We start from the raw sequence: 21,110 nt of genomic DNA on the forward strand, positions 1-21,110 counted from the left end.
ATACCCCTACTTACGTTGATCGTCCACCGTCACGCCTTTAGGCGGGGTAAACGTAAACTTGCTCATATCCACCGCACCATTTTGCTGAGTTTTCAGCGCATAGCTGCTGCGTTGATCGTCTTGCTCAATCGCACTGAACTGATGGATAGTACCGTCGCTTCCGACATTAATAGTGAATTGCTTGAGATTACCTGCACTGGTTTTTGGCGTCAGTACAAAATCATCACCGCTTTGTTTAATGTTGTATTGCTGCCAGTCACTGCTCTGGTTACGCGCAATCAACATGAACGGTGTATTACCGGTGGCATCCTTCAGCCAGGTTGCACTCACTTGTTCAACAAACGGGTTGTAGAACCACAATGTTTTACCATCAGAGACCAGAATACTTTCATCCGGTTGAGTCATGTGCCAGTTGAAAAGATTTGGGCGTTTAACCCACAAGTCCCCCTGACCCTCTTGAACAGCCGCGCCACTACCGTCGGTCACTTTCTGCGTGAAACTGGCGTGGAAGCTGCTGACCTTATCCAGACGCGTTTTCAGGTCACCTGCGGCATCAGCCCAGGCAGCGGTTGCGGTAAGAGCGGTCAACAAAGCACAAGTAATAACGATTTTTTTCATTATGATCCCTTTAAATTCACGCACCACAAAACGAATACACTGTGGCATTTCTGCTGCCCACTCTAGTCGAGAGCTATTCTGTAGCAACAGAAGAATAAGCTGATTTTCCGGTAATTTACCCTTCTTTGCAAAAGAGCCTCAACCATGACTCTTTTGCACAGGGTTACTCAAATGGCGGTGGCGCAAGCACTTCGCGGTTACCATTATGCCCTTGCGGACTCACGATACCCTGCGCTTCCATCTGCTCTACAATTCGGGCTGCACGGTTATAGCCGATGCGGAACTGACGCTGAACGCCGGAAATCGACGCTTTACGTTTTTCAACCACAAACGCGACAGCCTGATCAAATAACGGGTCGAGTTCTTCATCACCGTCAAGACCGCCTCCTGCACCGCCTTCACTTTCGGTATCTGAAGTAATACCGGTGATATATTGTGGGCGGCCACGCGCCTTCCAGTCCTGAACAACTGCATGCACTTCCTGGTCACGAACAAACGCACCATGCACACGCACTGGCAGCGTAGAGTTTGGCCCGGAATAGAGCATATCGCCCATCCCCAGTAGTGACTCAGCACCGGCCTGGTCAAGAATGGTACGGGAGTCAATCTTACTCGACACCGTAAACGCTACACGCGTAGGAATGTTGGCTTTAATCAAGCCGGTAATCACGTCTACCGATGGACGCTGGGTTGCCAGCACTAAGTGAATACCCGCAGCACGCGCTTTCTGCGCCAGGCGAGCAATCAACTCTTCAACTTTTTTACCCACCGTCATCATCAGGTCAGCAAATTCGTCCACCAGCACCACGATATACGGCAGTTTTTCAAGCATTGGATGAGCAGTTTCCATGCTGTCGCCCGGCTTCCAGAATGGGTCTGGAATCGGACGGCCCATACGTTCAGCTTCCAGCACGCGTTCGTTATAACCCGCCAGATTTCGCACGCCTAAAGCTGACATCAATTTGTAGCGGCGTTCCATTTCGTTAACGCTCCAGCGCAATGCATTGGCCGCATCTTTCATATCTGTTACGACTTCAGTTAACAGATGTGGAATGCCTTCATACACTGACAACTCGAGCATTTTCGGGTCGATCATGATAAAGCGCACTTCTTCAGGCGTCGCTTTATACAACATGCTGAGGATCATCGCGTTTACGCCGACTGACTTACCGGAGCCGGTTGTACCCGCGACCAGCAAGTGTGGCATTTTCGCCAGATCGGCAATCACCGGTTCGCCGCCGATGTCTTTACCTAAGACAACCGTTAACGGCGAAGCACTTTCACGGAACTTGGCACAATCCAACACTTCGCGCAGGTAAACGGTCTGGCGTTTTTTGTTCGGTAATTCGAGGCCAACGTAAGGTTTGCCCGGAATAACTTCAACGACACGAACCGCAACAGTGGACAATGAACGAGCAAGGTCACGCGACAAGTTAGAAATACGCGCAGCTTTAACTCCCGGCGCTAAATCAAGCTCAAAGCGCGTGATTACCGGACCTGGGGAGTAATCCACCACATCGGCTTTAATACGATAATCCGCAAGACGAGCTTCAACCAGACGCGCCATTTGCTCAAGTGCAAAGGTATCTACCGGCTCAACTTCCGCAGGTGGTGAAGTCAGCAAATCCAGAGATGGCAGCGGCGTGGTTGGGCGCTGCAATGGGCGATCGTCACCATTACGCATCAGGAAAGGATGGATCAAACTTTCATGAATCTGCGCCTGTGGCGCCGCTACAGGTGCAGAAGGTGCTGGCGACTGTTGCACATTGTGTTGCTGCGGCGGTGCAGGCTGCCAGCTTTGTGGCTGCTGAACAGGCGCAGCTTCTTCAATGTGACTAGGCGTAAACATTGGCTCACCAGGTCCATCGTTCACTAACGTTTTCATTGGCGAGAAATCAAAATCATCCAGTGAGAACGGTACATTGTTTGGCTGTTGTTGGTTAGGTTGCTGCTGGGGTGCTGAATAACGCTGTTGCTGCTGGGCAGCAAACTGACGCGCCAATTCTGCCTGCTCGGCCTCATCCGCATCCTGCTGCAAAGAGTTGTCTTCATACTCTTCGCCATAACGCTGCTGCTGTTGAGCTGCGAACTGACGAGCAAGTTCATGCTGTTCCATTTCTTCGGCATCGTCAGCATAGTCGTTTTCAATATCCATACCATTCTGGCGACGCGCTTCTTCTTCAGCCATACGCTGAGACGGCAACTTGATCCCATAGGAAGCAAGTTCACGGCGAGTCGGGACACGCACACGATTTGGGCGTGGCAACTGCGGGCCAATCCCCTCTTTTGTCTGCGGACGTGGCGCATCACTGGCAATGCTGAATACCGGGCTAAAGGCAGCCACAGCACTGGCAGCTTTTGCCGCATCTTTGACACCTTGAGGAACAGGGGGAGCCGCTACGACAGGAACCTCAGGCACAACGCCAGAGAAGCCCTGAGGAATAGCTGGCGCTTCAAAGCGTGAAGAATCCGGTACAGATGTTGATGCAAATGCCGGGGAGCTGTCATACCCATAAGGATCGGGTTTCGGCTCACTAACCGGTTGATACCAAGCCGCTAGTTGTTCACGCTCACGAGCACGTTTGGCTTCTACTTCTTCAAAATGATAGATAGGCGGACGAACGGCTGGCTTTACCTCTTCTACAGGCTCAGGCTCAACAATTGGTTGCGCTGGGGTGGGGTCGTAATAAATTGGCTGAACTGGAGCTTGTGCAACAACAACTTGTTCAACAACAGGCTGAACTATTTCTGGCTCTGCCCAATAGCTGGTCACCTGTTGAGGGTTGTATTGTTCAGCGGCACGAGGTGCGTGATAACTTTCAGGTGTCGGCGCAAGCACAGGCTCAGGCGTCACAGTAGTCGGTGCTGGTTCCCAGGCAATTGCAGGAGTCTCTACTACTTCCGGCGCAGGCGTGGCGACAGGAGGCACGGTTGCTGTTGGCATCACCGGGGCGGCGTATGCTGAGTTCGCCATAGCGGCAGCGACCGGCGCAACGATAGATTGCCCATGTAATAACGGATCGTACTCATCGCTTTCCGGCATGGTTGCTTTATTACCAGAGAACAATACGTCATCCTCAGGCTGAGTGGCTCTGTTTGGCGAGAACAAAACATCATCCTCGGCATCATCCATTCGTTTGCCAGAAAACAGCGCCGAATCTGTTTTGCGTGCATTTGGATTGGCGAATTTTTCTGAGATGCGCTGCTTGCGAGCCAATGCGCCACGCAAAATACGCGCACGACGAGACTCACGCTTTTCTACTGCTGGTGCGTGTTCTTCATCATGTTCTTCTTCGTCGTCATAATCATCGTCCTGCCAGGTGTTATCCCGACGAGTGCGGTTGCTGGCAAACGTCAGCACGCTTAAAGTCGCGCTACCAATTTTCTCAGCGATCCCGACCCAAGACCAACCAGTAAACAACGTTAACCCTGCTGCCCACACGCACAAAAGCGCAATAGTGCCGCCACTGCTGTTGAGCAATGGCATCATGGCAGTGCTCAGCAAGCTACCAATTACCCCGCCAGAGGCAAAATACCAAATATCATCGGCGTTAATCGCAGCAAGGCCGCAGGCGGTAAGAACCATAGCCAACACACCTATCAGGCGTAAGGAAACGGCAAAATAATCAATAAACTCTTCGTTATCCCGATTGCGGAAAGTAAACCAACACGCACCGATAATGATAACCGGGATGGTGTAGGCCATTACGCCAAAAATAAACAACAGTGTATCGGCCAACCACGCGCCAGGCATCCCACCTAAATTATGGATAGGTTCATGCCATGCGGTTTGTGACCAACTGGGATCGGAAGGATTAAAACTAAGCAGCGCTACCATCAAATAGACGGCAAAAATGGCAACAAGGAGCAGTAAGGCTTCTAATGCCCGACGCCCGCTGCTGAGTTTCCTCAATGTAACTTCTTTTTCTTCGGTGTATTCCTGGCTCAAGTAAGACTCTCCAGGTCCTTAATAACAATGGAGAGCAACAGTGCCGGGCATTCCCGGCACTGTTGCTGTATGAATTACCAGGAGTGTAACCAAAATACGCAGATTTTGCACCTGGCCCGTGTTAACGGGTCTTAATAACCAGACGATTGCTCTGTTTGACCTCTTCCATGACCACATAGGTACGGGTATCGTTCACACCCGGCAGTCGCAACAAGGTTTCGCCTAGTAATTTGCGGTACGCTGACATATCAGGCACGCGGGTTTTCAACAAGTAGTCGAAATCGCCGGATACCAAATGACACTCTTGAATTTCTTCAAGTTTTTGAACTGCGGCGTTAAATTGCTCAAACACATCCGGTGCGCCACGATTCAGAGTAATCTCAACAAAAACCAGAAGTGATGCATCCAGATAATGCGGGTTCAGCAGAGCTGTGTAGCCCTGAATGAAACCCTGTCGTTCCAGGCGACGCACGCGCTCAAGGCACGGAGTCGGTGAAAGCCCTACTCGCTTCGAAAGCTCGACGTTGGAAATACGTCCATCCTTCTGCAGCTCGTTTAGAATGTTACGATCGATGCGGTCGAGATCTTTGCCAGGGCGCTTCTTACTATCTACCATTATTATTGTCTCTCTGTGTTCCTTCCTTCACCTGCCATAACCCGGGCAACGTCAATGTTCCGAGTGTACGTGAGAAGACCGGTGCCCAATGGCCGCCATCGACATCACTCATGGCGTCTGTCCACGCCATGAGTAGATTTCAATAACCCGGTAAAATTGCATCAGGTATGCGTGATTATTTTACAGCTCTCATACCAAATGTTTTTCTTCCTCGAATGTTTTCGCAAATGCTTAGCGGATTGTCAAAGCAAAACATCGAAATTTAGTGGAACGTGCCATATATCCCGGCCACTTGACGATTATTCATCACTTTAGTGCCGTGATTAATTACCCTGTTGTGATGGATTTTTATGCATTTTCTATTCACTCAACACGTCTGATTGAACACAGCTATTACACATATAGTTAACACAATGCCCTAACACCGCCGCTTCACCCTTTTTTTACCTCGCCAAATTCCCTACAATCCCTCGATTGTCTGCCAACGAACAATGAGGATCTCATGGGCACCGCTAAACACAGTAAATTGCTAATTCTTGGCTCCGGCCCTGCGGGCTACACCGCAGCAGTCTACGCGGCACGCGCCAACCTCAAACCCGTTCTGATTACCGGAATGGAAAAAGGTGGCCAGTTGACCACTACGACCGAAGTCGAGAACTGGCCGGGTGATCCAAATGACCTGACTGGCCCAGCTCTGATGGAGCGCATGCACGAACACGCAACCAAATTTGAAACCGAAATTCTGTTCGATCATATTTCTAAAGTTGATCTTCAAAATCGTCCATTCCGACTAACGGGTGATAGCGGTGAATACACCTGTGATGCATTGATCATCGCAACCGGCGCCTCAGCACGTTACCTGGGTCTGCCTTCAGAAGAGGCATTTAAAGGCCGTGGTGTTTCTGCCTGTGCTACCTGTGATGGTTTCTTCTATCGCAATCAAAAAGTTGCGGTCATTGGCGGTGGTAACACCGCCGTTGAAGAAGCGCTTTATCTGGCAAACATTGCCTCTGAAGTGCATCTGATTCACCGCCGTGACAGCTTCCGCGCTGAGAAAATCCTGATTAATCGCCTGATGGATAAGGTGAAGAACGGCAATATCGTACTTCACACTAACCGCACGCTGGATGAAGTAACTGGCGATCAGATGGGTGTTAGTGGTTTGCGTCTGCGCGATGCGCATAATACTGACCAGACTGAAGAGCTAGAAGTTGCGGGTCTGTTTGTTGCTATCGGCCACAGCCCGAACACGGGGATTTTTGACGGTCAGCTAGAGTTGGAGAATGGTTACATCAAAGTCCAGTCCGGTATCCACGGTAATGCCACGCAAACCAGCATCCCGGGTGTATTTGCCGCTGGTGATGTTATGGACCATATCTACCGCCAGGCAATTACCTCTGCAGGCACAGGATGTATGGCTGCATTAGATGCTGAGCGTTACCTGGACGGACTCGCCGAACAGAATAAGTAACTCTCGTAACCCATAGCGACAGTTTGAAGATACGTAAAGGCGACTGAATAAGTCGCCTTTCTTTTGCCTGCGTTGTAACATTGCCCGCAAATTTTGCCTGATAATTCATCATTTACCTGCACTGGCAACCATGAATAAAACCCGTCAACAAGAACTTAGCCGCTGGCTAAAAACACAAAGCATTATCTCGCGCCGCTGGCTGGGGCTTTCCCGTTTTTTGGGTTTGGTCAGTGGGCTGCTGATCGTTGCTCAGGCCTGGATTTTAGCCAGGATGTTGCAGCATATGATTATGGAAAACATACCGCGTGAAGCTTTGCTTCTGCTGTTCGTTATCCTGATTCTGATTTTTGTATTACGAGCCTGGGTCGTATGGCTGCGTGAAAAGGTCGGTTTTTATGCCGGGCTGCACATTCGGCAGGAAATACGCCGTAAAGTGCTCGATCGCATCCATCAAGCTGGCCCGGCCTGGATTCAGGGCAAACCTGTAGGCAGTTGGGCAACGCTGGTTCTCGAACAGATTGAAGATATGCATGATTATTACGCCCGTTACCTGCCGCAAATGTCACTTGCGGTGATGGTTCCGGTACTGATTTTAATCGTAATTTTCCCATCTAACTGGGTCGCTGCATTGATTTTGCTCTGCACCGCACCGCTTATCCCGCTGTTTATGGCAATGGTCGGTATGGGGGCTGCAGATGCGAACCGCCGTAACTTCCAGGCGCTGGCTCGCCTTAGCGGCCATTTCCTTGACCGCCTACGTGGTATGGAAACACTTCGCTTGTTTAATCGTGGTAGCGCTGAAACAGAGAATATCCGCGTCGCTTCGCAGGATTTCCGCCAGCGGACAATGGAAGTACTACGCCTTGCGTTCCTCTCCTCTGGCGTGCTGGAATTCTTCGCCTCACTTTCAATTGCGTTGGTTGCGGTTTACTTCGGTTTCTCCTATCTGGGCGAGCTGAACTTTGGCCATTACAGCACCGGCGTGACGCTGTTTGCGGGTTTCCTGGCCCTGATTCTTGCTCCTGAATTTTTCCAACCGCTACGTGACTTAGGCACTTTCTATCACGCTAAAGCACAAGCCGTGGGTGCAGCTGATAGTCTGATGACATTCCTCGATACGCCATTGCAGGAACGTAAAAAAGGCAGTGCACAATTTAATTGCAACGAGCCAATCTGCATTGAAGCGCGTGATTTAGTTATCCTGTCAACCGAAGAAAAAGTTCTCGCAGGGCCTCTGAATTTCACCCTTTCAGCCAACCAACGCGTCGTTTTGGTAGGGCAAAGTGGTGCCGGTAAAAGCTCACTACTCAATGTGTTATCTGGTTTTTTACCTTATCAAGGGCACTTGCTAATCAATGGTATTGAGCTTTCAGAGCTTGACCCTAAATGGTGGCGCGAACAACTTAGTTGGGTTGGGCAAAACCCACAACTTCCGGCTCCAACCATCCGTGAAAACGTGCTATTGAGTGCTCCCGATGCGAGCTCTGAACAATTAGCTACCGCACTGGAAAAAGCCTCTGTTAGCGAATTCCTGCCGTTGTTACCGCAAGGTATTGATACACCGCTTGGCGAAGCCGCAGCGCGCTTATCGGTCGGCCAGGCACAACGTGTTGCCGTAGCACGAGCCTTGCTGATGCCATGCGGATTGTTACTGCTGGATGAACCAGCCGCAAGCCTGGACGCTCACAGCGAGCAGCGAGTGATGGATGCTTTGAGCGATGCTTCCCGCCAACAAACGACGTTAATGGTAACGCACCAATTGGACTACATCAGCGACTGGGATGAGGTGTGGGTGATGCGTGAGGGTCGTATCGTGCAACAAGGGAATTACGCAACGCTTGCCTCTCAGGAAGGTCCGTTTGCTACGTTACTGGCTCATCGCCAGGAGGAGATTTAATGCGCGCTTTACTGCCCTATCTGGCGCTTTATTGCCGTCATAAATGGCTACTGACACTTGGCGTGGTGCTGGCGATTATCACACTGCTGGCAAGCATTGGGCTGCTCACGCTTTCTGGCTGGTTCCTCTCCGCATCGGCTGTGGTCGGCGTGGCAGGTATTTATAGTTTTAACTATATGTTGCCTGCCGCTGGTGTGCGTGGTGGCGCAATTACGCGTACCGCAGGGCGCTATTTTGAACGCTTAGTCAGCCACGATGCGACTTTCCGCGTGCTTCAGCATCTGCGCGTTTCCACTTTTAGCAAACTGCTTCCGCTCTCCCCTGCTGGGCTTGCTCGTTTCCGCCAGGGTGAATTACTGAATCGCCTGGTTGCGGATGTCGACACCCTTGATCATCTTTACCTGCGCGTGATTTCGCCGATGGTCGGTGCATTTGTCGTCATTGCCGTTGTCACGTTCGGTTTGAGCTTCCTCGATATGCAGTTAGCTCTAACGCTCGGCGGTGTTTTGCTGGCGACATTACTCATATTACCGCCCTTATTTTATTACGCGGGAATATCAACCGGTGAGGCGATTACCGTCCAGCGTGGACAATACCGCCAGCAACTCACAGCCTGGCTACAGGGCCACGCAGAATTAACCATTTTTGGTGCTACCCAGCGTTATCGCCAGCAACTCGAAGCGACTGAAGACAGTTGGCAAGAAGCACAGCGCCGCCAGGCGGAGCTTACAGCTCTTTCACAAGCCGTTATGCTGCTTATCAGCGGTGTTGCCGTCATATTGATGCTGTGGATGGCTGCGGCTGGTGTAGGTGGAAATACAACACCTGGTGCGCTTATTGCGTTGTTTGTGTTCTGTGCCCTGGCCTCCTTTGAGGCACTGGCTCCGGTGACCGGAGCGTTTCAACATTTAGGTCAGGTTATCGCATCAGCATTACGCGTAACTGAAATCACCAGTCAAAAACCAGAAGTCGTTTTCACCGAACAACCTCACTCCATCCCTGAAAGGGTAGCTTTGGATATTAACAACCTTAGCTTTGCCTATCCTGAACAGTCTCAAATGGCGTTACGGGACATTTCTCTCAGAATCGAGGCTGGGCAACATGTCGCGATTCTCGGGCGTACAGGCTGTGGTAAATCAACGCTGCTTCAGTTGCTTACCCGGGCTTGGGAACCGCAACAAGGTGAGATCAATCTTAATGGCGAAGCGTTAAGCCAGTTTGATGAAACGGCTTTGCGTGCGGCTACGAGTGTCGTGTCTCAGCGCGTCCATCTGTTTAGTGCCACGCTGCGCGACAACCTTTTGCTCGCAGCCCCCCAGGCAAGCGATGAACAACTGAGTCGTGTACTGACGCGCGTAGGTCTTGAGAAGTTGTTAGAAGACGCTGGCCTTAATAGTTGGCTTGGCGAAGGTGGCAGGCAGTTATCAGGCGGCGAATTGCGCCGTCTGGCGATTGCCCGTGCCTTGCTGCATGATGCCCCGCTGTTTTTACTCGACGAACCGACCGAAGGTTTAGATGCGGAAACTGAACGCCAGATACTTGATTTGCTGACTGAAGTGACTAAAGAAAAAACGGTGCTGATGGTTACGCATCGCCTGCGCGGGCTGGCCAATTTCGACAGCATAATTGTGATGGACAACGGGCAAATTATTGAGCAAGGTAATCACCCGGATTTGATGGCCAGCGGTGGGCGTTATTATCATTTCCATCAGCGTTTGTAGACTGTGTAATGAGTGCCATCCCAGTAGGCGTTATTGTTACAGTCAGTTTGAACACGGACAGCGTGCAGGAACCGGAACGTACATGAAGTACGTGAGGATTCTGAGCACTGCCCAGGTTCAAAATGGCAAATTAAATAGCCCTAATGGGATGAGCACTTAGTCTATTATCAATAATTATAGTTAGCCCCGGAGCCGTGACGTCATGCGCCTTATTCAGCTTTCCCGTGACTCAATCGCCTTTCCTTCACCGGAAGGCGCGTTGCGTGAACCTAATGGGTTACTGGCGCTCGGGGGCGATTTAAGCCCGGCTCGTTTGCTGATGGCTTACCAGCGCGGCATCTTTCCATGGTTTTCACCCGGCGATCCTATTTTATGGTGGTCGCCAGACCCGCGCGCGGTGCTTTTCCCGGATCAGTTTCACCTGAGCCGCAGCATGAAGCGTTTCCACCGCAACTCCCCGTACCGTGTGACGCTGAACCACGCTTTCGAGCGTGTCATTGCCGAGTGTGCGGACGATCGTGACGAAGGGACCTGGATTACACCTGAAATCATCGACGCCTATAAACGGCTCCATGAATTGGGCCATGCTCATTCGATAGAAGTCTGGGAAGATAAAGAATTAGTGGGTGGAGTATATGGTGTGGCGCAAGGCTCTCTATTTTGTGGAGAGTCAATGTTCAGTCGCCGGGAAAACGCCTCCAAAACAGCACTACTGGTGTTCTGCCAACACTTTCTCAGTTATGGCGGCAAGCTAATAGATTGCCAGGTACTTAATGCCCATACCGCATCGCTAGGAGCAACTGAAATTCCTCGCCGTGAGTATCTTGAACATCTGTCCATATTTCGTCCACAACATCTGGCATCTTATTGTTGGGTGCCACAAATCCTGTCGTAGCGATAATGTTTACGGCACATTACTGTTAAGAGTGTTATAATTAGCCCCGCAGAGTGAGCTCTGCTCATTACCCCGCCGCCGTTTGGGATTAGCTTTAACAGGGACAGCCCATCGTTTATCTCTTCGCAGCCCTCATCATAAGCGCCAATAGTGCAGCTTTTGGTTGGGTTTTGGGTAATGCGCAAATTGCACTTTCGCTGGTGATTTCACCAACAATTCTTTACATGATACGTGAACTTGGGCATTATCTTGCCGGTTCAAAACTATGGTAGTGATACCCTCGAGGATTAGATGGCCAAAGAAGACAATATTGAAATGCAGGGTACCGTACTTGATACGTTACCTAACACCATGTTCCGCGTTGAGCTGGAAAACGGGCACGTGGTAACCGCTCATATCTCCGGTAAAATGCGTAAAAACTATATCCGCATCCTGACGGGTGACAAAGTCACTGTAGAGCTGACCCCGTACGACCTGAGCAAAGGCCGCATTGTCTTCCGTAGTCGCTGATAGTTTTATTTAGCGCTGCGTGGTAAACAGGCGGCGTGAACAATTTAATAATAGAAAGGCCAGGTCATTGACCTGGCCTTTTTTTATTACGGCACTAATTATTAATTAGTGCGCCGTTTCCGGTTTATGCTTCTGCGCACTATGGAAATTATAAATCAGTTTCTGATTATCTTTATCCAGCGCTACCGTCACCTGTCCCCCATCCACCAGTGAACCAAATAACAGTTCGTTAGCGAGTGGTTTTTTCAGGTTGTCCTGAATAACACGTGTCATTGGACGAGCGCCCATTGCACGGTCATAGCCTTTTTCTGCCAGCCAATCGCGGGCTTCCTGGCTCACTTCCAGAGACACACCTTTCTGATCCAGCTGCACCTGGAGTTCGACGATAAACTTGTCGACAACCTGATGAATCACATCTGTAGACAGATGGTTGAACCAAATAATGTTGTCCAGACGGTTGCGGAATTCTGGAGTAAAGATCTTCTTGATCTCTTCCATGGCATCGGTGCTGTTGTCCTGACGAATCAGGCCAATAGACTTACGCTCAGTTTCACGCACACCGGCGTTGGTGGTCATCACCAGAATTACGTTACGGAAATCAGCTTTGCGCCCATTATTATCGGTCAACGTACCGTTATCCATCACCTGCAATAACAAGTTAAAGACATCCGGGTGCGCCTTTTCGATTTCATCAAGCAGCAGCACGGAGTGAGGATGTTTAATGACCGCATCCGTCAACAGGCCTCCCTGGTCGAAACCAACGTATCCTGGAGGTGCGCCAATCAAACGGCTCACCGTGTGGCGTTCCATGTATTCCGACATATCGAAGCGCAACAGCTCAATACCCAGTGATTTCGCCAATTGAACAGTGACTTCTGTTTTACCCACGCCCGTAGGGCCGGCAAACAGGAATGAACCCACCGGCTTATGATCATGCCCTAAACCGGCACGGCTCATTTTGATGGCTTCGGTTAACGCCTCAATGGCTTTATCCTGGCCAAACACCAGCATTTTCAGGCGATCATCAAGGCTGCGAAGCGTATCGCGGTCGCTTGCTGAAACACTTTTCTCCGGGATACGCGCAATACGCGCAACCACGGTTTCGATGTCAGAGACATTGACCGTTTTCTTACGCTTGCTCACCGGCATCAGGCGGCTACGAGCACCCGCTTCGTCGATAACGTCAATGGCTTTATCTGGCAAGTGGCGATCGTTGATATATTTCACCGCCAACTCCACCGCTGCACGAATCGCTTTCGCGGTGTAACGCACGTCGTGGTGCGCTTCGTACTTCGGTTTCAGGCCGTTAATAATCTGAACGGTTTCTTCAACGCTTGGCTCAGTAATATCAATTTTCTGGAAGCGACGCGCCAAAGCACGGTCTTTCTCAAAGATATTGCTGAATTCCTGGTAAGTGGTTGAACCGATAACACGAATCTTGCCACTTGAGAGCAGCGGCTTAATCAGGTTTGCGGCATCAACTTGCCCACCCGATGCAGCGCCCGCACCGATGATGGTATGAATTTCATCAATAAACAGGATGCTGTTCTGATCCTGCTCAAGCTGTTTAAGCAGCGCTTTGAAACGTTTTTCAAAGTCACCACGGTATTTCGTGCCCGCCAGCAGCGAACCGATATCCAGCGAGTAAATGGTGCAATCGGCAATCACTTCCGGAACGTCGCCCTGCACAATACGCCAGGCAAGCCCTTCGGCAATGGCGGTTTTACCGACACCCGATTCACCCACTAAAAGCGGGTTGTTTTTACGGCGACGGCACAGAACCTGAATGGCACGCTCAAGCTCTTTCTCGCGGCCAATCAGCGGATCGATCCCTCCCACACGTGCAAGCTGGTTGAGATTGGTGGTGAAGTTTTCCATACGTTCCTCCCCGCCTGCTTGCTCTTCATTGACCGGATTTTCTGCACCGGGTGCCTGATTAGGTTCGTCTTTACGTGTACCGTGAGAGATAAAGTTCACCACATCAAGGCGGCTGACTTCATGTTTACGCAGCAGGTACGCTGCCTGGGATTCCTGCTCGCTAAAGATAGCCACCAGCACGTTTGCGCCTGTGACTTCACTGCGACCAGAAGACTGGACGTGGAACACCGCACGTTGCAGCACGCGCTGGAAGCTGAGCGTAGGTTGAGTGTCACGCTCTTCTTCACTGGCTGGCAGAACCGGTGTGGTTTGTTCGATGAAGGCCTCGAGTTCCTGTCGCAGCGCCACCAGATCTACGCTACACGCTTCCAGCGCTTCACGAGCCGATGGGTTACTGAGCAAAGCCAGTAACAGATGCTCGACAGTCATAAACTCATGTCGGTGCTCGCGCGCTCTGGCGAAAGCCATGTTTAAACTGAGTTCCAGTTCTTGATTGAGCATAGGCACCTCCCCCAAATTTTGCCTTCTTCAGGCTTTTTCTAGCGTACACAGCAGCGGATGCTCATGCTCCCTTGCATACTGGTTCACTAACGCGACTTTGGTTTCCGCTACTTCTGCAGTAAAAATGCCACAGATAGCTTTACCCTGATAGTGCACAGTGAGCATCAATTGCGTCGCACGTTCTACATCATAAGAAAAGAACTTTTGCAGCACGTCAATAACAAATTCCATCGGCGTGTAGTCATCGTTCATTAACATTACTTTATACATCGACGGTGGTTTTAGCGCTTCGCGCAATTTATCACCCACCAGTTGGTCGAAATCCAACCAATCGTTCGTCTTACCCATTGCAAATCGTCATCATGTTAAATCGCCCGTTATCATTAAGGCGAAGCCCATAGGTTGAGTGTAATACGCTTTCAGTTAACGTGACTCATTGAGTTCAAACGTGACAACTTTTAGCTATAGAGAGCTCTGTCACATTAATCACAATAGCGTTAACTGCTTCAAATTTTTGATTCATTTTCAATCGGTCCCCCCCGTGCAACGCTTGACGACATGGTTAAATTATCTACATTGTACAAGCGTGAGTTGGCGAGGTTTTGAACAGCCCGCCCTCACCCACCGGTTCATTCCATCTCACTTATAAGATTTTCGAAGGATGTAGAAGCATGGAAACGGGTACAGTTAAATGGTTCAATAACGCCAAAGGGTTTGGTTTTATCTGCCCTGAAGGCGGTGGCGAAGATATCTTCGCTCATTACTCCACCATTAAGATGGATGGTTACAGAACGCTTAAAGCCGGGCAAACAGTCAGGTTTGATGTACATCAGGGGCCAAAAGGCAATCACGCTAGCTTGATTGTACCTCTGGAACTCGAAGCTGCGGTCGCCTGACCTTTTGTTTCATTGTGTACATCCCCCAGTCAAAATGCCAGCCCGCAAGCTGGCATTTTTATTTCGGGTCTATAACCAATCGTCATATCTCAGATTAAAATTATTCACGCGCCAGCGCATCAATCGGGTTCAATCTTGCGGCATTTCTCGCTGGCAGCCAGCCAAAAATAATTCCCGTCGCAGTCGAACAGGCAAATGCGGTTAACAATGCCATCGGCGAGAAACCAATTTCCCAGCCCGGTAAAACCAGTTGCAGCGTGAAGGCAATCAGCAGAGATAACGAAATCCCCAACGCGCCTCCTACCAGGCACACCAGCACAGCCTCAATCAAAAACTGCTGCAATACATCACTGGCTCGTGCGCCAACTGCCATGCGAATGCCAATTTCTTTGGTGCGCTCGGTTACCGACACCAGCATGATATTCATCACGCCAATACCGCCTACCAATAACGAAATGACCGCCACCAAAGTCAGGAACATCTGCAGAGTACGTGTAGTCTTTTCTGCCGTTTTCAACAGTCCGTCCATATTGTAGGTGAAGAAATCTTTCTTACCGTGACGTAACTGCAACAAACGGTTGAGCTGCTGCTCTGCCTCGTGACTGTTGTAGCCTTCGTTGACGCGCACAGTGATGGAGTTCAGCCAGCTTTGCCCCATCACTCGCCCAGCCATGGTGTTATACGGCAGCCAGACTCGCAAAATTTTACTGCTGCCGAACATCGACTGCTTCTCTTGCGCCACACCGATTACTGTCGCAGGCATATTCCCCACCAGCACAATCTCACCCACTACATTGGCTTTATTCGGAAACAATTGCCGTTTGGTGTTGCTGTCCAGCACCACCACCTGTGCGCGCCCTGCCAGCTGCTCTTCGTTAAAGGTATTCCCTTCGCTAAAGGTCATGCCATAGACGTTAAAATACTGGCTGCTGACACCGTTCACGCTGGCGGCCGCATCAACATTGCCATAACGTAAACGTAAGTTGCTTGAAAGCGCAGGTGTGGCTGACCTGACCCACGGTTGCTGGCTTATTGCTGCCAGGTCATCGTATTTCAGCGCCTGCTGGTACTGCGGGTCATCGTCGCCAAAATCTTTACCTGGATAGATATCAATCGTATTGGTACCTATCGAGCGAATATCCTGCAACACCATCTGTTTTGCTGCATCACCGACAATGACTATCGATACCACCGAAGCAATACCGATAATGATCCCAAGCATGGTTAACAGAGTGCGCATTTTATTCGCCGCCAGCGCCAGCCAGGCCATGGTAAATGCTTCGCGGAAACTGCTAAGTGTTTGCTGAAATGCCGAGTTTGCGGGCTGTGGTTTCACCTCTTTCGGTGCACCAGTCTGTTGAATAACAGAAGGAGGATTACTGATAATCTCACCATCGTGAATCTCGATAACACGCTGCGCCTGCGCGGCAATGGAAGGATCGTGCGTCACAATAATGACAGTATGCCCCTGCTCACGCAGTTGCTTGAGTGTTGCCATCACCTCTTCGCCAGAGTGGCTATCCAGCGCGCCAGTTGGCTCATCAGCAAGAATGACCTGCCCACCATTCATCAGAGCGCGAGCGATACTGACGCGCTGCTGCTGCCCGCCGGAAAGCTGTGAAGGCAAGTAGTCGACGCGCTCAGCGAGCCCCAGGCGCATCAACAACGCTCGTGCACGTTGCTGGCGGTAAACACGCGCCGTACCGGCATACACCGCTGGCACTTCCACGTTTTGGGTCGCGTTCAGATGCGAGAGCAAATGGTAGCGCTGGAAGATAAAACCAAAGTGCTCACGGCGTAACGTCGCAAGTGCATCGCTGTCCAGGAGTGCCGTGTCCTGGCCGGCCACTTTGTAACTACCGCTGCTGGGTTTATCCAGACAGCCAAGAATGTTCATCAGCGTGGATTTACCAGAACCTGACGCCCCGACAATCGCCACCATCTCACCGGCTTCAATCGTGATATTGATGCCTTTAAGCACTTCAACTTGTTCGTCTCCCGACGGATAGCTACGGCGAATATCCCGTAGCTCAAGCAGTGCTGTCATGGCGCACTCCCGGCGGTGCTTTTGCCAGTCACCACTTCTTCACCTTCGGTGAGGCCAGTGGCAACTTGCGCCTGGGTGTCATTACGCATACCGATAGTAATTTCGCGGTCACGGGTTTCACCGTTGCGTAAAACCGAAACTTTATAGCGGTTATCACCGACCGGCTCGCCCAGAGCGGCAAGCGGTATGGTTAACACGTCTTTCACGCCACCAAGCTGAATATGTACCTGCGCTGTCATTTCCAGACGCAACACGCCTTTCGGGTTCGGGACTTCGAAACGGGCGTTATAGAAGATCGCGTCGTTGACCTTAACCGGCGTCGGCAGAATATCAATGAGCACGCCTTCATAACGCGTCAATGGATCACCGAGCACCGTGAACCAGGCTTTTTGACCAGGTTTTAGGTGAATCACGTCCGCTTCAGAAACCTGCGCCTTCACTAACATGGTCCCGAGATCAGCAAGTGTCAGAATGTTCGGTGCTTGCTGAGCCGCAATCACCGTCTGGCCTTGTTTGGTGGTGATTTCCGTCACTTCACCTGCCATCGGTGCCACAATCTGCGTGTAATCAAGGTTAGTTTTTGCCGTATCTAATGAGGCCTGATTACGTTTAATTTGCGCGTCAATAGTGCCAATTTGCGCCTGCCTGACTTCCAGATCGGTCACTGCGGTATCCAGATCTTGCTGTGATATTGCCTGCGTTTTGGCCAGCGCCCGCTGGCGGTTTAACGTCACTTGCGCAAGTTTGGACTGTGCCACAGCCTGGCGCCGCTGAGCACGCAACTCCATTAATGTCGCTTCCACTTCTTTAATCTGGTTTTGTGCTTGTTCGGGATCGATAACCCCCAACAGCTGATCTTTCTTCACTTTATCGCCGATGTTTACCGACAACGTTTTTAGCTGCCCGCTGACCTGGGCACCCACGTCAACTTTACGCAAAGCATCGAGTTTACCCGTCGCTAGCACCGTTTGTTGCAGCTCGCCTTTACGCACAATCATGGTCTGATAAACCGGCGCTGGCGCATTCAGAAACTTCCAGAGCCAAATGACGAACAGCAATACCAACAGGCCCAGAAGCCAATAACGTTTTTTTATTTTTCCCTTGAATCTCATAGGTATCCTGCAAACAGACTGGCTAATTAAATGAAGTCTCAACAAAAACCGCGAGTCTACCGCTCTGTGGCTACTGATTGAACATTCATTGAACTTAAGAGTGGTGAAATTACACCATTCTTTATCAACCAGGTTTCAATCATGTCGCCAATTACCGTAGACGAACTTATTTCAACACCGCAACTTAGTGGATGGCAGCTATTTCTTTGTCTGGCAAAGGGACAGTGGACGCCTGGTAGCGCGTGGAAAAATCCGGCTTACCGCCGCAAGTTTGTCCTGCGGTCACTGGCAAATCCATGGGCTACGGCACGTTTACTGAGCGATTTATCTCATCAGCCCTGGCTTGAAAAACTGCTTAACGTGCAGCCTGGTTTACCCTGCCGAACCCATCGCCCTTATTTAACAACGAATTTTAACCGCAAGGCTGTGGCGAATGCATTGTCTTTCCACTACAACGAGCTGACCAATGCTCTGCCTGTAACCCTACTACAGCAGCACTTTTCAGAAAAAGGTGCACGCCTGGCAACCATAACGGGTAAAGATGAATGCTTCTACTACCTGAATTTTTGCGCCATCGCCAATCTCGACAAAGAAGGTGAAGCGACGTTGACCTTCACCCGCCAGGATGGAATTACGCTTGCTGGATTAACCTTCACTTTGTGCCAGCATCAGGGCCAAAAGACACTGTTTATCGGCGGATTGCAGGGAGCTCAAAGCGACGTACCCCATGAATATATCCAGGTCGCCACGAAAGCCTGTCACGGATTGTTCCCAAAACGCCTGGTTCTTGAAGCTGCCTGCCAACTGGCTCGCCATTTAGGAGCGAAAAAAATCCTTGCGGTCAGCAACAGCTCGCATATCTATCGCTCATGGCGCTATGCGAAAAAGAAGAAAGACAAAATCCATGCTGATTACGATAGCTTCTGGCAATCAATGAGCGGTGAGTTATTGCCAGAAGGTTTCTTTAGCATGCCTTTAAGCGTGGCTCGCAAACCCCTTGAGGATATCGCCAGCAAAAAACGCGCTGAGTATCGCCGCCGCTACAATTTGCTCGATGAGATGACAACGCATATTGAGCAGCAGTTTTAAGCAACTGCCGGGCTAATCAGCACGGCCACGCGCCAGCCATAAGACACGTGAGAACATTTTTCGCAACAGCGAAGGCACAGCATCAACACCACGCCTGCCAGCCTCCATCGCCACTTCAATAGCCAGGTCAGGCTTAGAAGAACGGTGGATGGCTTTTACAATAATGCGCCGCATATTCATCGGCACATTTTCGGGAAGCTGTGCCACACGGTGGAAAACATCTGCAAACCCCTGACGATACATGAAATGCTCCATGTCCATCGCAGGCAATGTCGTCAGATGGTCGCGTTCCTGATCGCGGTCATTTTCCAGAATGCCGCGCACCACAGACGCATATTTTTTGCCCGCTTCATCGCCATCAACCAGCACATGCCATTCAATACCCATGCGCCTCGCAAATTTTATCAAGGGGCGTAGACCAGACTGTGCAAACTCTATGACCTTCACCCCTTCGGCGTCAAAATGGTGCCCACACTGGCGCGCCAGTTCGTTCATCACCCACACCTCTGTTTCCCCTTCGACTAACAACCAGCAGCGAGCAAACAGTGATGATGCCCGATTAAAGCGGATGTGAAACGCAATGCGACGGCTATCTTCAGCATTCATCCCGCCAGGACCGAGCCGCCATGCAGCAACTTTCGAAGATTCACGCACCAGACGACAGACATTCTCAACCGGGGTGAGTGATAACAATTCACCGGAATTGGTGGTGGTGATTTTTTGTAGCGGTAGCAGATTTAATAAATGCCAGGCCACTGACAACATAATAGGGTGTAGCCGCGTTTCCGGATCTTCCACCAGCAACAGGGGGCGCGCGTCTTTATCCAGCGCTACGGTTCCTTTTGCTTGCAGAAGTGTTGAAAACATTCCCAGTAAGATCATGCGGTGAGCACGACTATTGGGTTTGTCTATCATGCGGTTGATGACATCCAGATAACGCCAGCTTCGTTGCTCATCGTGCGAGCGACGTCGTAACAGCCGCTGATGCGCAACAGCACCCTGCTCAGAAAAATAGTGTTCAAGCAATTGCACCATGGCCGACAGCCCCTGGCGCAACTGTGAATCTGTGAGATTTTGCGGGCGAGAAACCAGTTCACGCGCGAGGAAATCAAGCTGACGGGCCGTCATCTCAGTTTCTGGCATTACCGGGATGCTATCGTTGCGCAGGCGGCGCATAAATCGCGCATCACGTAAGCGTAACACGGGGTTGAGACGGATAATTTGCCTGGCAAGCGTATCAATATCATCAAGCTCAACGGAGTGACCGTTGTTATCAAGGAAGCTGCGTAGCGTCAGAATTGTGCCATCGTCCGCAAGCTCACCGACCAGACGATACATGATGCGATGGAAGCCATCATTCCCTTCCACCCATACAGGCGACAGTGAGCGGTAACGCCGCCCGAGATGATGGCCAGGTGCTGTTTCCCGAAAGGTCAGCACAATGTGTAGATGGTGCTCCCGGCCTTGTAGATCGCCCGGAGGGAAGTAGAAATCGTCACGACCGAAGTGATAGAGAGTTTCGTGCGGTGACAGCAACAAAGTGAGCGCATCCAGCAAGCTGGATTTACCCCATGCGTTTTCGCCAATCAAAACGTTATTTTGCTCAAGCATTAACGATAGACGGTTAATACCCCTGAATCCGACAATTTCTACACGCTCGAGAAACATAATCCCTCCAGATTGGTTAATGCTTTCCTTTAGCTACACGCCACAGCCTGCATAGCTCGAGTATATACCTTTCCCCCTCTGGCGGCAGGTTAGCCCGTCGAGTTATTTGTGGCGTAGCAGGATAGTATTAATTTTGCCATTTTTATTCGTTCCAAAAATAAACAAATAATTTTATTGCTATCACTTGTAATTCCACCAACTGATAAAAAGTGCGTTTAATACAAGACAATTCTTACTTTATT

General features: G+C 50.6%; 15 protein-coding genes. 7 read left to right on the top strand and 8 right to left on the bottom strand.

Features of this window, described 5'->3' with window-relative positions; genetic code table 11:
- Positions 1-6 precede the first annotated feature (6 nt).
- The 3 genes from lolA to lrp all read right to left on the bottom strand — a co-directional run bounded on the left by lolA (position 7) and on the right by lrp (position 5,183).
- The gene (lolA, locus tag GC128_RS00990; protein ID WP_151992725.1) at positions 7-618 is read right to left on the bottom strand and encodes an outer membrane lipoprotein chaperone LolA; all 612 of its coding nucleotides are present in this window, start codon (positions 616-618) and stop codon (positions 7-9) included.
- A gap of 163 nt (positions 619-781) precedes the next feature.
- Positions 782-4,567 (bottom strand): DNA translocase FtsK 4TM domain-containing protein, encoded by a 3,786-nt coding sequence (locus GC128_RS00995; RefSeq protein ID WP_151992726.1) that lies wholly within the window; start codon positions 4,565-4,567, stop codon positions 782-784.
- 121 nt (positions 4,568-4,688) lie between these two features.
- Positions 4,689-5,183: a leucine-responsive transcriptional regulator Lrp gene (gene lrp, locus GC128_RS01000; protein ID WP_000228469.1), complete on the bottom strand. Its 495-nt coding sequence runs from the start codon at positions 5,181-5,183 to the stop codon at positions 4,689-4,691.
- 502 nt (positions 5,184-5,685) lie between these two features.
- Between lrp and trxB the strand changes: the two genes are divergently transcribed.
- From trxB to infA, 5 genes are all read left to right on the top strand, one after another.
- Complete coding sequence (gene trxB / locus GC128_RS01005) at positions 5,686-6,654, top strand: thioredoxin-disulfide reductase (RefSeq protein WP_064517474.1); 969 nt, start codon at positions 5,686-5,688, stop codon at positions 6,652-6,654.
- Between the two features lie 130 nt (positions 6,655-6,784).
- Positions 6,785-8,551, top strand: a complete 1,767-nt coding sequence (gene cydD / locus GC128_RS01010) for a heme ABC transporter permease/ATP-binding protein CydD (RefSeq protein ID WP_151992727.1) — start codon at positions 6,785-6,787, stop codon at positions 8,549-8,551.
- Positions 8,551-10,272, top strand: a complete 1,722-nt coding sequence (gene cydC / locus GC128_RS01015; RefSeq protein ID WP_151992728.1) for a heme ABC transporter ATP-binding protein/permease CydC — start codon at positions 8,551-8,553, stop codon at positions 10,270-10,272. Before cydD ends, cydC begins: the two co-directional genes overlap by 1 nt.
- Positions 10,273-10,474: 202 nt before the next feature.
- The gene (gene aat / locus GC128_RS01020; protein ID WP_151992729.1) at positions 10,475-11,167 is read left to right on the top strand and encodes a leucyl/phenylalanyl-tRNA--protein transferase; all 693 of its coding nucleotides are present in this window, start codon (positions 10,475-10,477) and stop codon (positions 11,165-11,167) included.
- Between the two features lie 291 nt (positions 11,168-11,458).
- Complete coding sequence (gene infA / locus GC128_RS01025; protein ID WP_002211347.1) at positions 11,459-11,677, top strand: translation initiation factor IF-1; 219 nt, start codon at positions 11,459-11,461, stop codon at positions 11,675-11,677.
- A gap of 105 nt (positions 11,678-11,782) precedes the next feature.
- Here the strand turns inward: infA and clpA are convergent, their stop codons facing one another.
- Entirely contained in the window at positions 11,783-14,056 is a 2,274-nt protein-coding gene (gene clpA / locus GC128_RS01030; RefSeq protein ID WP_151992730.1) for an ATP-dependent Clp protease ATP-binding subunit ClpA, read from the bottom strand.
- Positions 14,057-14,083: 27 nt separating this feature from the next.
- Complete coding sequence (gene clpS / locus GC128_RS01035; protein ID WP_034456405.1) at positions 14,084-14,404, bottom strand: ATP-dependent Clp protease adapter ClpS; 321 nt, start codon at positions 14,402-14,404, stop codon at positions 14,084-14,086.
- Between the two features lie 323 nt (positions 14,405-14,727).
- On the opposite strand from clpS, the gene cspD reads away from it, so the two are divergent.
- A complete protein-coding gene (gene cspD / locus GC128_RS01040; RefSeq protein WP_151992731.1) occupies positions 14,728-14,952 on the top strand; it encodes a cold shock-like protein CspD in 225 nt (74 codons plus the stop codon).
- Between the two features lie 100 nt (positions 14,953-15,052).
- Here the strand turns inward: cspD and macB are convergent, their stop codons facing one another.
- Together macB and macA are read right to left on the bottom strand one after the other, a co-directional pair.
- On the bottom strand, positions 15,053-16,999 hold the full coding sequence (macB, locus tag GC128_RS01045) for a macrolide ABC transporter ATP-binding protein/permease MacB (protein WP_151992732.1): 1,947 nt from the start codon (positions 16,997-16,999) through the stop codon (positions 15,053-15,055).
- Positions 16,996-18,111, bottom strand: a complete 1,116-nt coding sequence (gene macA / locus GC128_RS01050; protein ID WP_151992733.1) for a macrolide transporter subunit MacA — start codon at positions 18,109-18,111, stop codon at positions 16,996-16,998. The genes macB and macA overlap by 4 nt, the downstream gene beginning before the upstream one ends.
- Before the next feature lie 141 nt (positions 18,112-18,252).
- Between macA and GC128_RS01055 the strand changes: the two genes are divergently transcribed.
- Positions 18,253-19,200: a VirK/YbjX family protein gene (locus GC128_RS01055; protein WP_151992734.1), complete on the top strand. Its 948-nt coding sequence runs from the start codon at positions 18,253-18,255 to the stop codon at positions 19,198-19,200.
- A gap of 12 nt (positions 19,201-19,212) precedes the next feature.
- On the opposite strand, the gene GC128_RS01060 is transcribed toward GC128_RS01055, so the two are convergent.
- A complete protein-coding gene (locus GC128_RS01060; protein ID WP_151992735.1) occupies positions 19,213-20,868 on the bottom strand; it encodes an ATP-dependent endonuclease in 1,656 nt (551 codons plus the stop codon).
- Positions 20,869-21,110 lie beyond the last annotated feature (242 nt).

The organism is Buttiauxella massiliensis (assembly GCF_902500225.1).
Lineage (GTDB): Bacteria > Pseudomonadota > Gammaproteobacteria > Enterobacterales > Enterobacteriaceae > Buttiauxella > Buttiauxella massiliensis.